Origin of the sequence: uncultured Ruegeria sp. (assembly GCF_947489545.1) — a bacterium.
Taxonomy (GTDB): Bacteria; Pseudomonadota; Alphaproteobacteria; order Rhodobacterales; family Rhodobacteraceae; genus Ruegeria.
Window position 1 is genome coordinate 22,561 of sequence record NZ_CANLDZ010000009.1, and the last position, 16,597, is coordinate 39,157.

The window sequence follows — 16,597 nt, forward strand, 5'->3', positions numbered from 1 at the left end:
CATAATATAAGAAAATTTCTAAATAATGACTGCTAACCACCACTTTCTCGCCTGAATTGAGTGGGACCCTCTCCAACATGGTGAGTTTTTTGTTTCGAGGTGAGGCATGGTTGATGACGCGCGGCAGCACGACAGCCAGAAATATGTAGATGAACTTGAACCCGGCACCACGCTTATGCGGGGCCAATACAAGATCATACGTTACTTAAATTCTGGCGGGTTTGGGATTACGTATCTGGCGACAGACAGTCTGGATCGGCAGATCGTCATCAAAGAGTGCTTTCCCCAGTCTTTCTGCCGCCGCAACGGACAGCAGATCGAGGCCCGGTCCGAATCCCATGTGGGCGAGCTGCGATCAATTGTCCGACTTTTCTCGCAAGAGGCCCGCGCGCTGGCCAAGCTTGAACATCCCTATATCGTCGGTGTTCACCAGGTTTTTGAGGAAAACAACACCGCCTACATGGCTATCGACTTTGTGAAAGGTCATGACCTGCTGGCTATCATCGAACAAAAGGTGGTTCTGCTGCGGCCCGATCAGGTCAAGGCCGTCCTGCGCAAGGTTCTGGATGCCATCGGGTTCGTGCATTCCGCAGGGATGCTGCACCGCGATATCTCGCCCGACAATATTATCATCACGGATGAACTGACGCCGGTTCTGATCGATTTCGGCGCAGCGCGCGAGCAGGCCACCAAGGCCACGCGGGCCTTGTCTGCATTGCGCGTCGTCAAGGACGGCTACTCTCCTCAGGAGTTCTATATCGCGGGCAGTGAACAGGGGCCCAGCAGCGATCTGTATTCGGTTGCTGCCAGCTTCTATCATGCGATCACCGGCCAGTTGCCGCCTGACAGTCAGCTCCGGATCGCCTCTCATGTCGCCAAAGAACCGGACCCTTACATCCCACTTGGGAAGATGACGTCCGACTATGATGAGGCATTCTGCTCAGCGATTGACAAGGCTATGGCGATCTTGCCGAAAGACCGGGTCACGTCAGCGGCGGAATGGTCGATCATGATGGAAACGCCGGTCAAATCGCGCGCCAAACGTGCTTCCAAGCAGGTTCCATCCATCAGCCGCAAGCCCAAACGCGTCTCACACCGGATCTCCGCCAGGCCGTCCAAGCGGGTCAAGGTAGCCTCGAAATCGTCAAACCTGCTTGGCCGCGTTTCGGCCATTGCAATTGCGGCCTGCATCGTTGGTGGGGTGGCATATCTGACATTGGACAACCCGCGCATCAGCAGGGCGACCAGTGCCATTTTTGAAACAAGCCCATCGCAAGTGGAGACTGTGGCGGCTGCCGAGACTCCCGCGCCGGCAATCGCTGCGCAGGAAGAGGCGCAAGTTTCGACAGCCGATCCGGAATCATCCGAGGTGCCCGCAGCTGATACGCCCAATGATCTGGCCGCACAGATTGCAACGGTTGCGAGCGAAGAGACCGTGGACACCTCCGCCGGGCTTGATGTTGTAACGACCCCCGCACTTGAGGCTTTTGTCGACTCTTATGTCGATGGCGAAGTGGTCGCCTCGTGGGCGCTTGATCTGCCCTTCCGCTCAAACAGCGAAAACGTGATCGTAAGCGTGAACGACAGTTTTTCAAATCGTCTGTCATCCGGTGAGCGGATTGTCGAAGTCGATGGTGCTCAGGTGAATGATCTTGAGGACACGCTGCGCCAGCTTGCAAAGCAAAGTGACGGCAAGCAAATCAGCTTTCGTGTGGTCGCCGAAAACCCGGGTGCCGGCACACGCATGTACACTCAGGTCACGGCCCCGATCATCTATATGACCGATCTCCGGAACGGGTTTCGCTTTCAGACGCAATTCGACGGGTCGGTATGGCTGACGACGGTCATCGATGTGGCACCGGACACCAATAGCGGCCTGAAGGCGGGCGATACAATTGTGGCCATGGTTGGCACGAACGAGCGAATCTCAGACGGTGCGACTATGGCGCGATTGCTGGCCGAGAAGATCACATCCGGCCAAAGCCAGGCGCAGCTTGCGGTCAGCCGCGCGGGCACCATGTGGGTCGAAAGCATCGAAACAGGGGCCTCATCATGACCCCGAGCAGCAAGCCAGCGGTGTAATCCACATGCGATTTTTCAAAAGACCCAGAGCGCGCAGCCGGAACCCCAGCCAAGCCATAGCGCCCGAGCCCCTCAAGCCGGTCTCGGTTCCGCCCATTGCCTTTTCGACGGTGTCGATGCCCTCGCCCGCGATTGTGTCGCGCCCTCAGGTAAACGCCGAAAAAACGCGGCTGATCGGGTTTGACAGCAGCGACCTAGGGCGAGAGCCGGATCGGACCGCCGATAGCTCGAAAACAAGTTTCATTCCGGTGGGTTGGCTGGTTGTGGCAACCGAACCGGGGCAAGGCCAGTGCTTCGCTTTGGCGGCGGGCCTGTCGACCATTGGGCGCGGCGAGGATCAATCCGTCTGCCTGGATTTCGGTGATAGGGCGATCTCGCGCAATAATCACGCGGCCATTGTCTATGACCCCAGCACCAATGAGTTTTTTCTGGGCCATGGTGGCAAGGCCAATTTGGTGCGGCTGAACGGATCGCCCGTCACCGAAACTGTATCAATCGAAAGCGGTGCCGAAATTCAGGTCGGCGAAACCAAACTGGTTTTCAAGGCGTTGTGTGACTCCGCTTTCCGCTGGGACACTACTGACCAAAAGGACAACGGCAATGCGGTCGACCAATAAACCTTGTTTCAACGTGGCAACCGGCATTGATGTGGGCGCGCGCGACTATCAGGAAGACTGCCTGGTCGCTGACTTTCCGCAGGGCGAGAGCTTTGGCATTGGCGTGCTTGCCGATGGTATGGGCGCGCATGTCTCGGGTGACATGGCAAGCTCCATTGTTGTGAGCCAGGTCTTTGCAGCCTTGAAGATGCGCCGCAAAGATCTGCAATCGGACGTGGCGAACATCCCTGCCCTGCTGAGAGATGCGGTTGGCGAAGCAAATGACGCCATGTCGGACTTCATTAATATCAACACCGAATGTAATGGCATGGGCGCGACCCTGATTGCCACGATTGTCGTTGACAGAAAGCTGTTCTGGCTGTCGATCGGGGATTCACCGCTCTATCTGATCCGCAAGGGCGAAATCACGCGCTTGAATGAAGATCACTCGATGGCGCCACAAATTGACGCCATGGTCGCCTCGGGCCAGCTGAGCGCCGAAATCGCCGCAACGCATCCAGACCGTAATTGCCTGACCTCCGCCGTGCTGGGGCAGAAAATTCCGCGCATCGATTGCCCGGACAATCCAATCGCTCTGGAGGACGACGATACGCTTATCTTGGCAAGCGATGGGCTGCAAACGCTGACTGATGAAGATATCTACAGGTTGGCCCGCGAAAAAACCAAACGTGGTGCGTCCGAAGTCTTGCAGCGCCTGCTATCAGCTGTTGAGGCAGCAGACGCGCCCGAACAGGACAATGTCTCAGTTATTGTCGTTCAGTTTGACACTACTCCTGCGCAGGTCCCGATAAGCGCACCGAAATCTACCAACCAGAGAGCAAAGGCCGCGCCGCGGTCGGCTGAAGACGACGCGCTTTTGGCCGCGCTGATTCCAGATATCGAAGACGCGCCGGACATCATCAATCAGGCCATGTCGCTCTGACATGCGCCGGAGAACCAGAAAACGTCGCGCAACCCGCGCAATCGAAACAATAAAGACGGAGACCTGACAATGAAGGATACCCTCAAGCTAAGAAAGAGTCTTGCAAGTGCCATTGCGATCGCCTGCGTCGGTGCCGTACCGACAATGGCCGCGTCTGGGCAGGTCGACCTTGTCGCGCCCGACGGCTCGCTTCGGCTGGCCGGAGAATTTGTGGAATTCGTCGACGGCCATTTTGTGATCGACACGGTGATTGGCCAAATGCGGGTCAGTGCATCGCGTGTTACCTGCAAGGGCGAGGCGTGCCCGTCTGCTGATACATCCGATGTCAGCTTGCGGATTACCGGCTCGGACTCGATCGGTGCCGAACTCATGCCGCTGTTGCTTTCTGGCTATGCATCGCAATCCGGCGGAGAGGTCAAATTCCAGCCTCTGCCAAACAGCCCTGACAAGCTGGCCGACCTTGGCGGCGCGCAGGGATTGAGAGAAGAAGTTGGGCAGGTCCTGATGGCGTCCGCCAAACCAGCAGAAGCATTCGAGGCGCTGGCCCGAAACGAGGCAGAGATCAGCATGTCCTCCCGCCGCATCCTTCCGGATGAAGCGCGTGCGCTTGCCGCGCTTGGGGCTGGCAATATGAAGTCGGATGAGCAGGAACATCTGTTGGCGCTCGAAAGCATCGCAATCGTGACCCACCCGGACAATCCGGTTTCGGAAATCGGGATGGACCAGCTACGCGAGGTATTTCTGGGAAACATCTCTAACTGGAAAGAACTGAACGGGCCGGATATGCCCATTGAACCCATCGGACGCTCTGGTATGACCCCATCGCGCGAGATATTCGAAACCGTGCTGTTTGATGACACAGGGGTCACTTTTGCTGATGTCAAAACCGTCACATCGGATGTCGCAGCAGCCTCGTATGTAACCGAAAACAAAGGCGCGATCAGCTTTCTGCCGTTTGGCGTCCAGCGTGATACCAACCCACTGAACATTATCGATTCCTGCGGTGCGATGACGGTACCGAATGAATTCTACACTAAAACCGAAGAATATCCGTTTGTCCGTCGGGTCTACCTGTATAGCCGCGGCGATATGGAAAACGAGCTGGCCCAGGGTCTGCTGGATTTTGCAACGTCGCGCGAAGCAGAGGACGCCATATCGGTCGCGGGTTTCACGAGCCTGAACATTGGCCGACTGCCGCAGCACATGCCAGGATTGCGTAAAAGCTATGCTCAAACAGTCGAGAACAAGGCCTATGAAAAAAGCATCATCGACGGAATGCTGGAAACGGCTTCCAAACATGACCGCCTGTCCAGCACGTTTCATTTCCGCTCGGGTTCGTCCCGCTTAGATGAGCGCAGCATTTCCGAACTGGCCCGGCTGATCGAATTCCTGAAAGAACAACCAAGCGGCACCAAGGTCAAACTGGTTGGGTTCAGCGATGATATCGGCACGTATGATAGCAACCGCCGCCTGTCGCAGCGCCGGGCCGAGCGGTTAATGAATCGTCTCAAAGCCGAGGCTGTCGGGCAATTGGCTCATATTGAAATTTCCACAACCGGATATGGTGAGATTGCGCCAGCGGCATGCAATTCGACTGGCGAAGGGCGTCTTAAGAACCGCCGCGTTGAAATCTGGATCGAAAGCAGCGTGCAGGGCTAATCGCCTCCGATAAATACCCTCGGGCAGACTCCGCCGTTGACTAATCGAAACCGGGCCCAAGGCCCGGTTTTTTTCCATCACACGGATCGGGCAGACTTAAGATTGCGATCCAGAAATCCAGCCTTGCGCATACGCCAATTAAGTTGAACTCATCTCTAAAATTAAGAAAAACATAATAAAACCTCTCTTTAGTTGATAGATGCCTTTCCTTTTTCTCAATTTGAACACTATCGGCTGTCAAATTCGTATCAAATAGGAAGCAACCGGAAACACTGAAAATGATCCTTTATTCTCATCGCCTCCAAGGCGTTTTGCAGCAGATGGTTGTCGAACTTGGGCTGGACCTGATTTTGTCTGACGACAATTCCCCTGTTTCGCTGATCGACAACGAACAGATGCTAACCGAAGTCGCCGCAGGCGTGAATGTTGAGGTGAAGAAACTCGCCGCGAACAACGGCGCTGTTCTATTCAGATTTCAGAGGAAATCGTGATGGCTAAGAAGCGTCAAATGGACGGAGCGCCAGGCAAGCGTGCCGGGTTGCCGTTGGCTCGTGCCAATCGACTCGCCGAGACGGCCGAGGCCAAAAGAGGCCGAGCGCCTTCGATGATCGTCGCGACCGGTTTGTTGACTGTTGCGGCAATTGTTTCAGTGGGTGTCATGCCAGCCAATACTGCGCTGAGCACGGCATTTGATGCGTTGCACGGCGAAGCTGTTACCACCAGTTTGGAAACCCCGAAAAGGCCGAAGCAACGACCGCACAACACTGTAGAAAACACCCCCTTAAACCCTGAGGCAGTGACTGAAACGGCGGCCACCCCCTCCGCCACCGATATGGATTTGCTGCCAGATGTGATTGCAAAGACAGAGCCGCCTGCTCAACCGGTTTTGGAAGAACCGGTTCAGGTGGTGGCCAGTATCAATCCCGCTGCTCCCTACTGCATCCAGATGATCCAGTCTCGGGTCGCCGCGTTGCACTACGTCACTCAAACCGCATCCGACTGGGACAGCCGTCAACAAGACGTGTCTCGATTGGTTCAGTCCACGTTGGACTGTAGCCAAGCGGGTCTTCAGATCGCCGGCAGTCTTGAACTGGCTGGCACCGGAATCGCTGATCTGCGCGTGCGTTGGAACCTGGAGACGTGGACTTTGCACCTGGCCGTGGTGGACAGCGCGTATTCTGAAAGTGGTGTCCAGCTGGCAGGCGTGTCGGATCAATCAATCGAATTCGTCGTTCAGTAACGGAGGCAAACGCCATGGACATATTTGAACAACTTGCCAACCTGGAAGTCCCAGCCAGGGCCGTTCTGGCAGACATCCAGACGTTCGAGGCACCTTTGCCCGACTATCTGATGCTGGGCACCTTTGTGATCCTGCTGTTCGCGCTGCATCGGTCCAGTAGGGCAGGCGTGTTGAAGTTCCGCACTAAGCTTGAAGAAGCCTATCAGCAGGAGCTTTTGACTGCGAACCGCAGGATGCATCAGGCCCGCGGCGATCTGAGACGCCTTCAACAGGAAATGGAGCGTGAACGTCAAAGAAAACGCGGCGCGCTTCGGGAAAATGGTCGGTTCGGATCCGGCGCGGAACGCCGTCGCCATGATGCCATCGACCGCAGCTCTGCACGCGCGATCGCACAAGGCACTGTGCCATTCAAAGCAGCCTCGAAAAACCGAAACCAGACGCGGCCCATCGACCCAGTTCCGGCCAATGCTTCTGCGTCACATGACAACTTGTTTCTTAACGGAGTGGAAAAATGAACCTCACACGTCTGATTTACTACAGCCAGCGAAACCCATCCATGAGCCTCAATATGGGCGAATTGCTGGAAATCTGTAAGCGCAACAACTCGGCGATGAACGTCACCGGCATGCTGCACTTCAACGGCAACTACTTCCTTCAGGTTCTCGAAGGGGGCCGGGCCGAAGTCAGCTCGATCTATCACCGCATTGCTGCTGACCAGCGTCACCTGAACATCATTCTGATCTCGTGCCAGGACGTGCGAGAGCGGATCTTCCCAACCTGGTCTATGGGCCATCACGAAGGCATGGAAGGCGAAACGCGCGGTATCTTCCTTCGGTACTTCCCGTCGAACACGGTGAACCCGGAAGCGGTCAGTGCAGACAGCCTTCTGGACTTCCTCCAGGATGTCTCGACCGAGCTGGTGTAAACACTGGTTTGATCTGGAAAGGTGCTGCGAATGAGTATGTTAGATCATCTGATCAACCGTCGTCAAAAGGGCAATTCCAGTCAGGAATTGCCCAGGGGACCCGCACCGTTCGAAACACCCGTTGACGATAATGCCGACGCGGATCAGGCAATCCAGACCCTGGGTCAGTATCCGATTTCGTCCAACAGTTTGCCCGACGGAGCCGGTTTTTCAACTACCCCTCAGGCTATCAGCGAGGAGCCGGATAGCCCCGTGACACCGGCCACACAGATGACAGAGGCCCTTTTGAACCCGTCCAGCCCGGTTAGCCAGAACCTGCGCGACACGCGCACAAGGCTGGTCGGGTTCGACAGATCGGACAGCTCAACGCGCGACCTGTTCAGCGCCGAAGACCAACCAGCCTCGGACAACGCCGCGTTGCCCGTTGGCTGGTTGGTCATCATTGACGGGCCCGGATACGGCCATGCCTTTACGTTGTATTCCGGCCTGTCAAATATCGGCCGGAATCCTGACCAGACCGTTTGCCTTGATTTCGGGGATATGGCGATTTCACGCGACAATCATGCGGCTATCGCCTTTGACCCGGAGCAACAGATGTTTTTGCTAGGTCACGGCGGCAAGACCAATTTGGTACGCCTGCAAGGCAAGCCGATCATCTCGAACGAGAAACTGAATGACGGTGATCAGATATCCATTGGTGAGACCAAGATGTTGTTCAAAGCGCTGTGTGGCGACTCTTTCAACTGGGCTAGGGAAAATGACGATGACGACGTGTTTGATACCCTGTGAGAGCTGCCAGCGGCAGTTGCGGGGAAAAACACGGCGATGACACAGGTACCCCGACCACCGCTGGATTTGCAGGCGCGGCTTCGGGCAATGTTGCCGCAAGGGCAGTTCGGCCCCGAAATAACTGCGCGCGCCACCGAGTTATTGGCAGAGCTAACCCGCCCTGCCCGGATCTCGATCCTGAGCCCGTCAAAGGTTAGAAAGGCGCAGTTGCTGAACTTTCTGCTTGGTCAGAATTTGCTTCCGCCGAACGATTTCAGCGATGTCCTGCAACTGTCGTATTCCGAAACCAAACTGATGTCAGTTGAAACATCTGTTGGAACCGAACACATCCACAAACCACCGTTCGACCTGGCAAAGATTGCAGCCGATGGCCTGCGGTCAGCGCATCTGACGCTGCCATTGCCAGCGTTGACCAAGATTTCAATCCTCGCGAAAACACTGCCGCCGCAAAAAGAGGAATTTGAAGCCACGATGGACTGGCTGGTGCCGCAGACGGATATCGCAATCTGGTTCACTGATGATTTCGACGCAGCCGAACAGGCGCTGTGGGACAGGATGCCCAACAAAACAAAGGACCACTCGCTGCTGGTGTTGCTTCGAAATGGCAAACCCATCGATCATTCACAATCGGCGTATAGGTCCGTGTTCATGGACGTTGTCCAACTGTCTACAGAAGACGCTGCGCGCGCACGGGCGGGCGCATGTTTAGACAAGGCACTGTTCAGGGCGTCCGGCGGGCACAAGTTGCTGTCAATCCTGCGCAGCGACATAGACCAGGCCCGCCGGCATGCAGCAGATCAGACTAAGATCTTTCTGAATAGCATCCCGGATCACAGCTCTGGCAATCTGGACCAGCGTATGAGCCAGTCTTTGGAAGACTCATTGGATAGCATCGCATCTGACTATCAAAACACAGATACAGCATTGTGCGTTCCTTTTTCACTCTGCATCCAATCTGCCATCGACAAGCTTTCGCACCTGGGGCGACCTGCTCATGAAGGTGAATCAATAGATGTCTCCGATGTGCTGACGGAAATGGCGCAGGTTGTCTCGGAAATCGAGGGCGACCTGGCGGCTTGGCAGGATGATCGCAGACTAGAGGTTGCCATACCGATGTTGCACGAGTTGAGCGACTTAGTTGAACTGTTTCGGATCGAAGCAAATGAGGCGAATGGTATCGATGCCGTTTTGGCAGCGATCCAGCTAAAACGACAGCTCCTTATGGTAGATTCCCGATGAACCATCCGGCATTCAAAACCCGTCGCACTCTGAACGCAAGCGGCCCACGAATAGTAGGCGTCGATAGATATAATTCTAACGAAGAAATCATGACCGGAGTTTCCTGATGTCCCAGCCGGGCGCATTGCAATCCCAGCTTTCAGAGCTGGCTGACTCAGTTTTCCAGATTGAGAGCGGGCGACTCACGTTTGATCCGGCGGATCCATTTGCGACAATAATCCAGCAGATTGATGTGGCGGTATTGGGAACAACCTTGCAATTTCTTATCGAGGACAAAACACTCGAACTACAGGTTAGCGGTCGCCGGTTGATCTTGGTCTCAGCGTCAAACGATCCGGCGCTTGCCTGCTGGATTGACAAGCCACTCGCGACAGAAGACCCAGAGGACGTACTGGCGATTTCCACTGCGATCAAACACTTTGCCAGTGCTGCTTCACCAAGCTCCAGGATGTTCCTGAAACCGGGTTTACCAAGACCGGATTTGTTGGGCGTCTCAGGCAGAATCTCTGGGAGTATGCTGCGAAAGACGCTTGAACAAACGTCAGTGGATCGAGGTTTTGATCCCAACACGTTGTGCGGCCAACTGAGAAATGTGTCGTTGGCGTTCCTCCAAATCAAAGAGGAACGATTAGAAGCGGAGTTTGGCTCCGACGAGCTGGTGAGCGCACTTAAAGAGTTCCGAAATGATCGACTGCCGGAAATTCTGCAGTCAGAAGCTCACCCCAACAGCGAGTTTCAAGTGGAAAAACTCACCATCCTCAGCGAGACGCTGGATTCCGGAATTTGCTTAGGTTTGGTTAGATCGAAGCACTCACTTGTCTTGATAGCCTTTGATGTATGCAACCTGATCGACTTGATTTCAATGTTTGATGATGTGATTTGAAGATCGCCGAGCAACCTTGTCTCGGTTTAATGTCAATGCATCAATAGCCTCTGATCGATCGTCGCAACGCCTGAGACGCAGGTGGACGATAGCTTATCCGCCGGGCAGGTTAGCGACAACACAGGTGAAGGGCATTGCTGAACAGCCTACCATCGGCTGGTTGGCTGCTGGGAGATGTATCTGTTTGAGAATTTTCACTTCCGAGGCGCTGGCCATATCAGTGTCAAATCCCTCCGCCCGCAGGGAGTTGTGTTGCAAATTGCAGAAGTATTCTCCCATGCCTCCCAAAGCTCTTTCTGCTCAAACAGATGCTCGACCATCTGCGTCGGGTTAGCTCCGATCGCATCAGGTTTTCGTCAATCTCCCCAAGGGCGCCATTTGGCAATTATTGGGTGGCCATATAGCTCCTCAAAACCGACGCTCCTTGCGCATTGATTGTCATTGCAACGGTGCTGCCGAACTCTTTCGTTCCTTGATTGAGTGAAGGAAAAAGTGAAAGTATCTCCTGGCGCTGTGGGCTCGATAGCGCTTTGACTGCGTTTTTCTCCAAGAAGAAGCTTTCCGTCAGGGCTCCGTTAGACCTGACTATGTGGTGGCCGTCGAACATAAAATGAGTGTACCGTACCGCATCCATTTCCCGAATGTTTACTCCGGGCAGACCACACAGGTGTTTTGCGGCGACCAATACCTCGGATTGGCCAAACAACATTTCAACACCTGATGATTCAATCAGCACCCTGTGCTGTTGAGACAGGACAAGTTCACCTGTGTTGCCCAACACACCGGCTTCTATGACCACAGGCGCAAACGTCCCAAAGCCCCGAACTTCAGTGGTGCCGACCCAACGAACAGGTAGTAGCCCACGGTCTTTTGTCCAAACTTCATCACCAGGAAGAATATTCTGAACTGGAACGTCACCGACCGCAGTTTCTATCAACGTTCCCTCGCCAAAGCAGGCCATGAAATTTGTATAGGCCGACGTGCCTATGTTTGACCCGCTGACCTTGACATATGACGTACCGTTTTGCAGTGGCGCGGAAGTTGCATACCCCCAGACGTCCGAGAACACGCCACCTTGAGAAAATACATAAACGGTGATTTCAGGGCCAACCGGGTTGCCGCCGCTGTCAAGCGCTCGGATGATAATTTGAGACTCTGCCTCAACCTGCGTCCCATTGGCGACGATGCCGCCCCCATCCGTGATAACGTGGTTTGCTGGATCATCGTCGTTGAAAACATTGACATCAAATGTGTCATCCAATGTAACCGTCGTGCCAGTACCTGCCGAATACTGGAAGACGGTCCCATCCGGAGTATCTGAATTATTGACTATCGGGTTACCGATGATTGACCCGTTAGAACTGGCGGTAACGATTAAGCTCGAGCTGTCCTGAGCAAAGAAACTGCGTAGTACCATGGAAACCCTTTAAGCTTGCACCTCGAAGGTCTGAGACAGCGCCTGTCCAAAGCTTGAAACGCGTCATTCTAGAGTATTCACAATGTCAGGTAAGCGCGCAATGCGGAATACGGATCAAATGTCCGTATTTATTCACAATATCGACAACTCTCAATAAACAAGACTGCAACTGGCGACCGCTCCTAACAAGGTCCGCAAATCGTTCGGTTACCCAACAGCCCAGAAAAACGTTTGGAAGTGTGATTATCTTCACTGACCAGACTGCCGAACCCAGCGATACTAAGGTTATTCAAGTGAGTTCGCTTCAACGTATTTCGAAGCGTAGATTATCATTATCCTCCCCAAGGATAGGGCGCGCTGGTTGTTGGCGCGCCCATTTTCTCTGGGGCCCTAAGTTTGGCAGATATGCAGAGGTCGGGCATAAGCCCAAGATCAGCCGTTGACGAACGTGTTGAACGGTATGCTGATTAGCATAGCGAAGAGTTCCTTGCCCGGTTCGCAGGACTGTCCGCCTTGGAGTAGTTAGCCAAACATTGGAGGTCAACATGAGATATAAAATTCTAAGTGTGGTTCTTGCGGGTGCAATTGCCTTACCGTCCCATGCTTTTGCAGACAAAGATGATTGGTCGGGTTTGTATAAAGGCCTGGACGTTTACGACGGTTCAATCGACTACCTATCAATATCGCTCACAAGTGTTGAAACCTTTGAACTGCGGATAATCCCATCCGTGATTTCGTTGTGTGAGACCGGGCGCGGTTGGATTGTGGCTGAAGGGAAACTGAATGACGAAGGAAAAATGCTTCGTCAAAACAGTCGTGTTTTTTGCGACGGTGAAGAACCGGCAGATGTTGCGGACAGAGTCCTAACGCTGGACGCCAACACTGGGATTATCCGCTACGAGGCAACGGATGACCGCAGGCCGCTCGTTTATCATAAAGTGTCTTCGAACTGATCTGCACTTTCTGGATAAATCGCGCCCTTGTTGGCGTCTCTAGCTTCTTGCGTGACGCCTTTAGCGAGGGACACCACGCAATTTACTTGCCGCCGCACAGTCCCAGTTAACTCGCGATACTCTTTTCGAGTGGCGGTTTCCTGGCAAAAGAAGTTGTTCACGCTGACCAGAACCGAATTTGCGCCTTAGGGTTGATGGATGTGCTAATGCGGTCGCTCGAAAGACACACCCAGGGGATAGTCGACCTGGAACAACACTATTAAATTGCGCGCTTGGTCTGCCGCTGAAACCCTGCTTAGGGAGCCGTTCATCTAAAGAGGAAAACCGTGCAAACACCGATCCGTAAGCTCTTGTCTTTGGGTTTGATTGCAGCGGTCAGCTTTTGCGGAAACGTTTCTGCAGAAAGCTTACCTGCCGTTGACGGAGCAAACGGTAAGCTCTCACTAAGTGGGGTCTTGGGAGACAATGACGGTTATGCAGCAACAGGTTCTTATACCGTCCCGTTGAGTCATCAGTATGGGCTTCAACTGGACGGGATTGCCGCAAATCTCGACGTTGGGGGCTCCGAAGAGGTCGGAGTGTTGGGGGCTGGATTCCACGCTTTCTGGCGCGATCCGTCCAAAGGCCTAATCGGAATCGTTGGAAGCTATGTAAGCTTAAAAGACGGGCTGAACGCTGATATCTTTCAAGGGGGAGTCGAGGGGGCTATCTATCGCGGGCGCTTTTCTTTGGACGCCATAGCAGGCGTTACTGCTGGCGATGTAATTGACTCCGACTTATTCCTTCGAACGCTGGCATCTTATTACCCAACCGATAACACCAACTTGCAACTTGGATATGGTTTCCAGAACGACTACAGTTCGCTTCTCTAAGGAGGAGAAATTGCATTTGACACCCAAAACGGCCCATCTTCATCTCTGTATCTGTCCGGCAAACTGAGAGAGGGCGGCGACAATTATATAGAAACCGGTCTTCGTATCTACTTCGGCAAATCTGGCAAGCCGCTTATCCGGCGACACCGCGAAGATGATCCAATGCAGCTTCTGCGCCCCGTCAATATCGATGACTGGATATGTGGCACTGATGTCGATCCGAGGACCCCTATCATACCAGCCGTGGCAAGACTCTGCGCTCAGCCTCATTGACCGCCTCAAAAAAACGGATACCCACCTCGCATAAACTTCGCTGTTGGCTTGGCTCAAATGTCAGGTTTTGCCAGGCCCAGAGCGTTGCTTTCCGTTGGCTTAGCCATACCAATCCCCACTACTATCGCGCGTGTGGGTTCTTTCCGGCTCTGGAAGAAACTAAAGGCTGAACCATTCAATCACCCTAGCTCAGATATCGTTTGATTTGTTTCAAACCCATGATCCTACGATTTCCCTCAAGATTCAGGGCGAAGACAAGCACAACGATCTGTATTTCTTTGCTTTTGTGGCGACCCCGGCAGGATTCGAACCTGCAACCTGCCCCTTAGGAGGGGGCTGCTCTATCCAGTTGAGCCACGGGGCCACGCATCGCCTTCTGTACCTTGGTTTTTTGGGGTTGTCATGGCCTTTGCACAACAGTTGTACAGATCGCCCTGTTCACGCTACCATCGGGCAAAACAACAACGCAGGTGCCCTCCGTGAACACTGAAACAAAACGCCCGCTTACCCTCCGCGATGTCTCTGAGGCGTCCGGAGTTTCCGAGATGACGGTCAGCCGGGTCCTGCGTAATCGGGGTGATGTATCAGATGCCACCCGCACCCGCGTTTTGGCCGCCGCAAAAGAGCTGGGATATGTGCCAAACAAGATCGCCGGGGCACTAGCCTCGAGCCGGGTGAATCTTGTGGCGGTGATCATCCCGTCGCTGTCAAACATGGTGTTTCCCGAGGTTCTGACGGGCGTTAATCAGGTTCTGGAAGATACCGAGTTACAGCCGGTGGTTGGCGTCACCGACTACCTGCCCGAAAAAGAAGAAAAAGTGCTGTACGAAATGCTCTCGTGGCGGCCTTCTGGCGTGATCATCGCGGGTCTGGAGCACACAGAAGCCGCGCGCGCGATGCTGGATTCGGCCGGTATTCCTGTGGTCGAAATCATGGACACAGACGGCAAGCCAGTGGACGCCATGGTCGGTATTTCGCATCGCCGCGCCGGGCGCGAGATGGCGCAGGCCATCCTGAAGGCCGGGTATCAGCATATCGGGTTCATGGGCACCAAGATGCCGCTGGATCACCGCGCCCGCAAGCGGTTCGAAGGGTTCACCGAGGTGCTGGGCAAGCATGGAATTGAGATAGAAGACCGCGAGTTTTACTCTGGCGGCTCTGCGCTGGCCAAGGGCCGCGAGATGACACAGACGATGCTTGAGCGCTCACCCGAGTTGGATTTTCTGTATTACTCCAATGATATGATCGGTGCTGGCGGGCTGTTGTACCTGCTGGAACAAGGCATCGACATTCCCGGTCAGATCGGATTGGCCGGGTTCAATAATGTGGAACTGCTGCAAGGGCTGCCGCGCAAACTAGCCACGATGGACGCCTGCCGTCTGGAGATCGGGCGCAAGGCCGCCGAAATCATCTCGGCGCGGCTGGATGACCCGGACTCCGAGATTGAAACGCGTGTCACTCTCACACCCAAGATCAGCTTTGGTGAAACGCTAAAACGGCGTTGGTGACATTGGCCCTGCAACAGATCGACAACCAAACGGCCCGCACCGTTTTTATGGATCGGCATGCGCTGGCTGAACCGCCTTCGGGGAACGCCAAAGGCGCAGACCTTCTTGCGCTGATCCGTCGGCTTGGCTTTGTTCAATTGGACAGTATCAACACCGTCGCCCGCGCCCATGACATGATCCTGTTTTCGCGCAGGCCGAGCTATCGCAGCAAGAACCTCAAACACCTGTACGAACGCGACAAGGCGTTGTTTGAACATTGGACACACGACGCTGCCGTCATTCCGATGGACTATTATTCGCATTGGCATTTGCGCTTTCAACGCGACGCAGATCTGTTGAAATCAAGGTGGAAAAACTGGCGACGCGACGGGTTTGAACAACAATTCGAAACCGTGCTGCAACATATCCGCGATCATGGCCCAGTCTCCTCGTCGGATGTGGGCAAGGATGAAAAGAAAGGGTCGGGCGGGTGGTGGGACTGGCACCCGTCCAAAACAGCATTGGAATTCCTGTGGCGCTCAGGTGCGTTGACGGTCATTGGCCGCGAAGGATTTCAGAAGCGCTATGACCTGACCGAGCGGGTGATCGAGACGCATCTTTGTCCGGGTCACACGCCCTGCGACGCTGACAGGACGGTGGATTGGCTCTGCAACGCTGCGCTGGACCGGCTTGGGTTCGCTACATCGGGCGAACTGGCGGCGTTTTGGGACACGGTCAGCCCCGCCGAAGCCAAGGCGTGGTGCGCCACAGCCTTGCAGCATGGCACCGTTGAAGAGCTTGAAATGGCCTGCGTGGATGGGCGGTTGCGCAAAGTCATGGCCCGTCCGGGGTTGCTTGACGAGACGGCCGCGCTGACACCGCCTTCTGGTCGGACCAGGGTTCTCAGCCCCTTTGATCCAATGTTGCGTGATCGCAAACGGGCCGAACGACTGTTTGGATTCCACTACAGGATCGAGGTCTTTGTCCCCGAGCCCAAACGGACTTATGGCTATTACGTTTTCCCGCTGCTGGAAGGTGACAAACTGATCGGGCGGATCGACATGAAGGCGCACCGGGACTGCGGCGAACTGCGTGTACGGGCTGTTTGGCCGGAACGCCGCGTGCGGTGGTCAGAGGCGCGGAGCCGAAGACTGCAGTCTGAACTGGACCGGGTTCGACGTTTTGCCAATCTGGATCGGGTTGAGTTCGCCAAAGATTGGCTAAAAGATCCGAAATAGA

General features: G+C 54.7%; 16 protein-coding genes and 1 tRNA gene. 15 read left to right on the plus strand and 2 right to left on the minus strand.

Annotation, left to right across the window (positions count from 1 at the left end):
• Window positions 1–106: 106 nt before the first annotated feature.
• The 11 genes from Q1B13_RS13580 to Q1B13_RS13630 all read left to right on the plus strand — a co-directional run bounded on the left by Q1B13_RS13580 (window position 107) and on the right by Q1B13_RS13630 (window position 10,356).
• On the plus strand, window positions 107–2,056 hold the full coding sequence (locus Q1B13_RS13580) for a serine/threonine protein kinase (protein ID WP_299081360.1): 1,950 nt from the start codon (window positions 107–109) through the stop codon (window positions 2,054–2,056).
• Window positions 2,057–2,087: 31 nt separating this feature from the next.
• A complete protein-coding gene (locus tag Q1B13_RS13585; protein ID WP_298935790.1) occupies window positions 2,088–2,699 on the plus strand; it encodes an FHA domain-containing protein in 612 nt (203 codons plus the stop codon).
• On the plus strand, window positions 2,683–3,621 hold the full coding sequence (locus Q1B13_RS13590; RefSeq protein WP_299081357.1) for a protein phosphatase 2C domain-containing protein: 939 nt from the start codon (window positions 2,683–2,685) through the stop codon (window positions 3,619–3,621). Before Q1B13_RS13585 ends, Q1B13_RS13590 begins: the two co-directional genes overlap by 17 nt.
• A 69-nt stretch (window positions 3,622–3,690) precedes the next feature.
• Window positions 3,691–5,280: a phosphate ABC transporter substrate-binding/OmpA family protein gene (locus Q1B13_RS13595; RefSeq protein WP_299081354.1), complete on the plus strand. Its 1,590-nt coding sequence runs from the start codon at window positions 3,691–3,693 to the stop codon at window positions 5,278–5,280.
• Window positions 5,281–5,558: 278 nt separating this feature from the next.
• Window positions 5,559–5,771: a hypothetical protein gene (locus Q1B13_RS13600; RefSeq protein WP_299081351.1), complete on the plus strand. Its 213-nt coding sequence runs from the start codon at window positions 5,559–5,561 to the stop codon at window positions 5,769–5,771.
• Entirely contained in the window at window positions 5,771–6,520 is a 750-nt protein-coding gene (locus Q1B13_RS13605) for a hypothetical protein (protein ID WP_299081348.1), read from the plus strand. The genes Q1B13_RS13600 and Q1B13_RS13605 overlap by 1 nt, the downstream gene beginning before the upstream one ends.
• A 14-nt stretch (window positions 6,521–6,534) precedes the next feature.
• The gene (locus Q1B13_RS13610) at window positions 6,535–7,035 is read left to right on the plus strand and encodes a hypothetical protein (RefSeq protein WP_299081345.1); all 501 of its coding nucleotides are present in this window, start codon (window positions 6,535–6,537) and stop codon (window positions 7,033–7,035) included.
• Window positions 7,032–7,445 carry a BLUF domain-containing protein gene (locus Q1B13_RS13615; RefSeq protein ID WP_298935796.1) on the plus strand — a complete coding sequence of 138 codons (414 nt, stop codon included), beginning with the start codon at window positions 7,032–7,034 and terminating at the stop codon, window positions 7,443–7,445. The genes Q1B13_RS13610 and Q1B13_RS13615 overlap by 4 nt, the downstream gene beginning before the upstream one ends.
• A gap of 30 nt (window positions 7,446–7,475) precedes the next feature.
• Entirely contained in the window at window positions 7,476–8,234 is a 759-nt protein-coding gene (locus Q1B13_RS13620; RefSeq protein ID WP_299081342.1) for an FHA domain-containing protein, read from the plus strand.
• Window positions 8,235–8,270: 36 nt separating this feature from the next.
• The gene (locus Q1B13_RS13625; protein WP_299081339.1) at window positions 8,271–9,473 is read left to right on the plus strand and encodes a hypothetical protein; all 1,203 of its coding nucleotides are present in this window, start codon (window positions 8,271–8,273) and stop codon (window positions 9,471–9,473) included.
• Window positions 9,474–9,579: 106 nt separating this feature from the next.
• Window positions 9,580–10,356: a hypothetical protein gene (locus Q1B13_RS13630; protein ID WP_299081336.1), complete on the plus strand. Its 777-nt coding sequence runs from the start codon at window positions 9,580–9,582 to the stop codon at window positions 10,354–10,356.
• Window positions 10,357–10,741: 385 nt separating this feature from the next.
• Here Q1B13_RS13630 and Q1B13_RS13635 read toward each other — a convergent pair whose 3' ends face one another.
• Window positions 10,742–11,773, minus strand: a complete 1,032-nt coding sequence (locus Q1B13_RS13635) for a Hint domain-containing protein (RefSeq protein ID WP_299081333.1) — start codon at window positions 11,771–11,773, stop codon at window positions 10,742–10,744.
• A 545-nt stretch (window positions 11,774–12,318) separates the two neighbouring features.
• On the opposite strand from Q1B13_RS13635, the gene Q1B13_RS13640 reads away from it, so the two are divergent.
• Window positions 12,319–12,726 carry a hypothetical protein gene (locus tag Q1B13_RS13640; protein WP_299081330.1) on the plus strand — a complete coding sequence of 136 codons (408 nt, stop codon included), beginning with the start codon at window positions 12,319–12,321 and terminating at the stop codon, window positions 12,724–12,726.
• A 326-nt stretch (window positions 12,727–13,052) separates the two neighbouring features.
• Window positions 13,053–13,598 carry a hypothetical protein gene (locus tag Q1B13_RS13645; RefSeq protein WP_299081327.1) on the plus strand — a complete coding sequence of 182 codons (546 nt, stop codon included), beginning with the start codon at window positions 13,053–13,055 and terminating at the stop codon, window positions 13,596–13,598.
• Window positions 13,599–14,158: 560 nt separating this feature from the next.
• Here Q1B13_RS13645 and Q1B13_RS13650 read toward each other — a convergent pair.
• Window positions 14,159–14,235, minus strand: a tRNA-Arg gene (locus Q1B13_RS13650).
• Window positions 14,236–14,350: 115 nt separating this feature from the next.
• On the opposite strand from Q1B13_RS13650, the gene Q1B13_RS13655 reads away from it, so the two are divergent.
• Both Q1B13_RS13655 and Q1B13_RS13660 read left to right on the plus strand, forming a co-directional pair.
• Window positions 14,351–15,379 (plus strand): LacI family DNA-binding transcriptional regulator, encoded by a 1,029-nt coding sequence (locus Q1B13_RS13655; protein ID WP_298935803.1) that lies wholly within the window; start codon window positions 14,351–14,353, stop codon window positions 15,377–15,379.
• A gap of 2 nt (window positions 15,380–15,381) precedes the next feature.
• On the plus strand, window positions 15,382–16,596 hold the full coding sequence (locus tag Q1B13_RS13660; protein WP_299081409.1) for a crosslink repair DNA glycosylase YcaQ family protein: 1,215 nt from the start codon (window positions 15,382–15,384) through the stop codon (window positions 16,594–16,596).
• The last annotated feature ends 1 nt before the right edge of the window (window position 16,597 follow it).

Bases quoted from the DNA above. Each gene is read 5' to 3' on its own strand.
- Q1B13_RS13580 (WP_299081360.1), top strand. From the start codon at position 107: ATGGTTGATGACGCGCGGCAGCACGACAGCCAGAAATATGTAGATGAA.
- Q1B13_RS13585 (WP_298935790.1), top strand. From the start codon at position 2,088: ATGCGATTTTTCAAAAGACCCAGAGCGCGCAGCCGGAACCCCAGCCAA.
- Q1B13_RS13590 (WP_299081357.1), top strand. From the start codon at position 2,683: ATGCGGTCGACCAATAAACCTTGTTTCAACGTGGCAACCGGCATTGAT.
- Q1B13_RS13595 (WP_299081354.1), top strand. From the start codon at position 3,691: ATGAAGGATACCCTCAAGCTAAGAAAGAGTCTTGCAAGTGCCATTGCG.
- Q1B13_RS13600 (WP_299081351.1), top strand. From the start codon at position 5,559: ATGATCCTTTATTCTCATCGCCTCCAAGGCGTTTTGCAGCAGATGGTT.
- Q1B13_RS13605 (WP_299081348.1), top strand. From the start codon at position 5,771: ATGGCTAAGAAGCGTCAAATGGACGGAGCGCCAGGCAAGCGTGCCGGG.
- Q1B13_RS13610 (WP_299081345.1), top strand. From the start codon at position 6,535: ATGGACATATTTGAACAACTTGCCAACCTGGAAGTCCCAGCCAGGGCC.
- Q1B13_RS13615 (WP_298935796.1), top strand. From the start codon at position 7,032: ATGAACCTCACACGTCTGATTTACTACAGCCAGCGAAACCCATCCATG.
- Q1B13_RS13620 (WP_299081342.1), top strand. From the start codon at position 7,476: ATGAGTATGTTAGATCATCTGATCAACCGTCGTCAAAAGGGCAATTCC.
- Q1B13_RS13625 (WP_299081339.1), top strand. From the start codon at position 8,271: ATGACACAGGTACCCCGACCACCGCTGGATTTGCAGGCGCGGCTTCGG.
- Q1B13_RS13630 (WP_299081336.1), top strand. From the start codon at position 9,580: ATGTCCCAGCCGGGCGCATTGCAATCCCAGCTTTCAGAGCTGGCTGAC.
- Q1B13_RS13635 (WP_299081333.1), bottom strand. From the start codon at position 11,773: ATGGTACTACGCAGTTTCTTTGCTCAGGACAGCTCGAGCTTAATCGTT.
- Q1B13_RS13640 (WP_299081330.1), top strand. From the start codon at position 12,319: ATGAGATATAAAATTCTAAGTGTGGTTCTTGCGGGTGCAATTGCCTTA.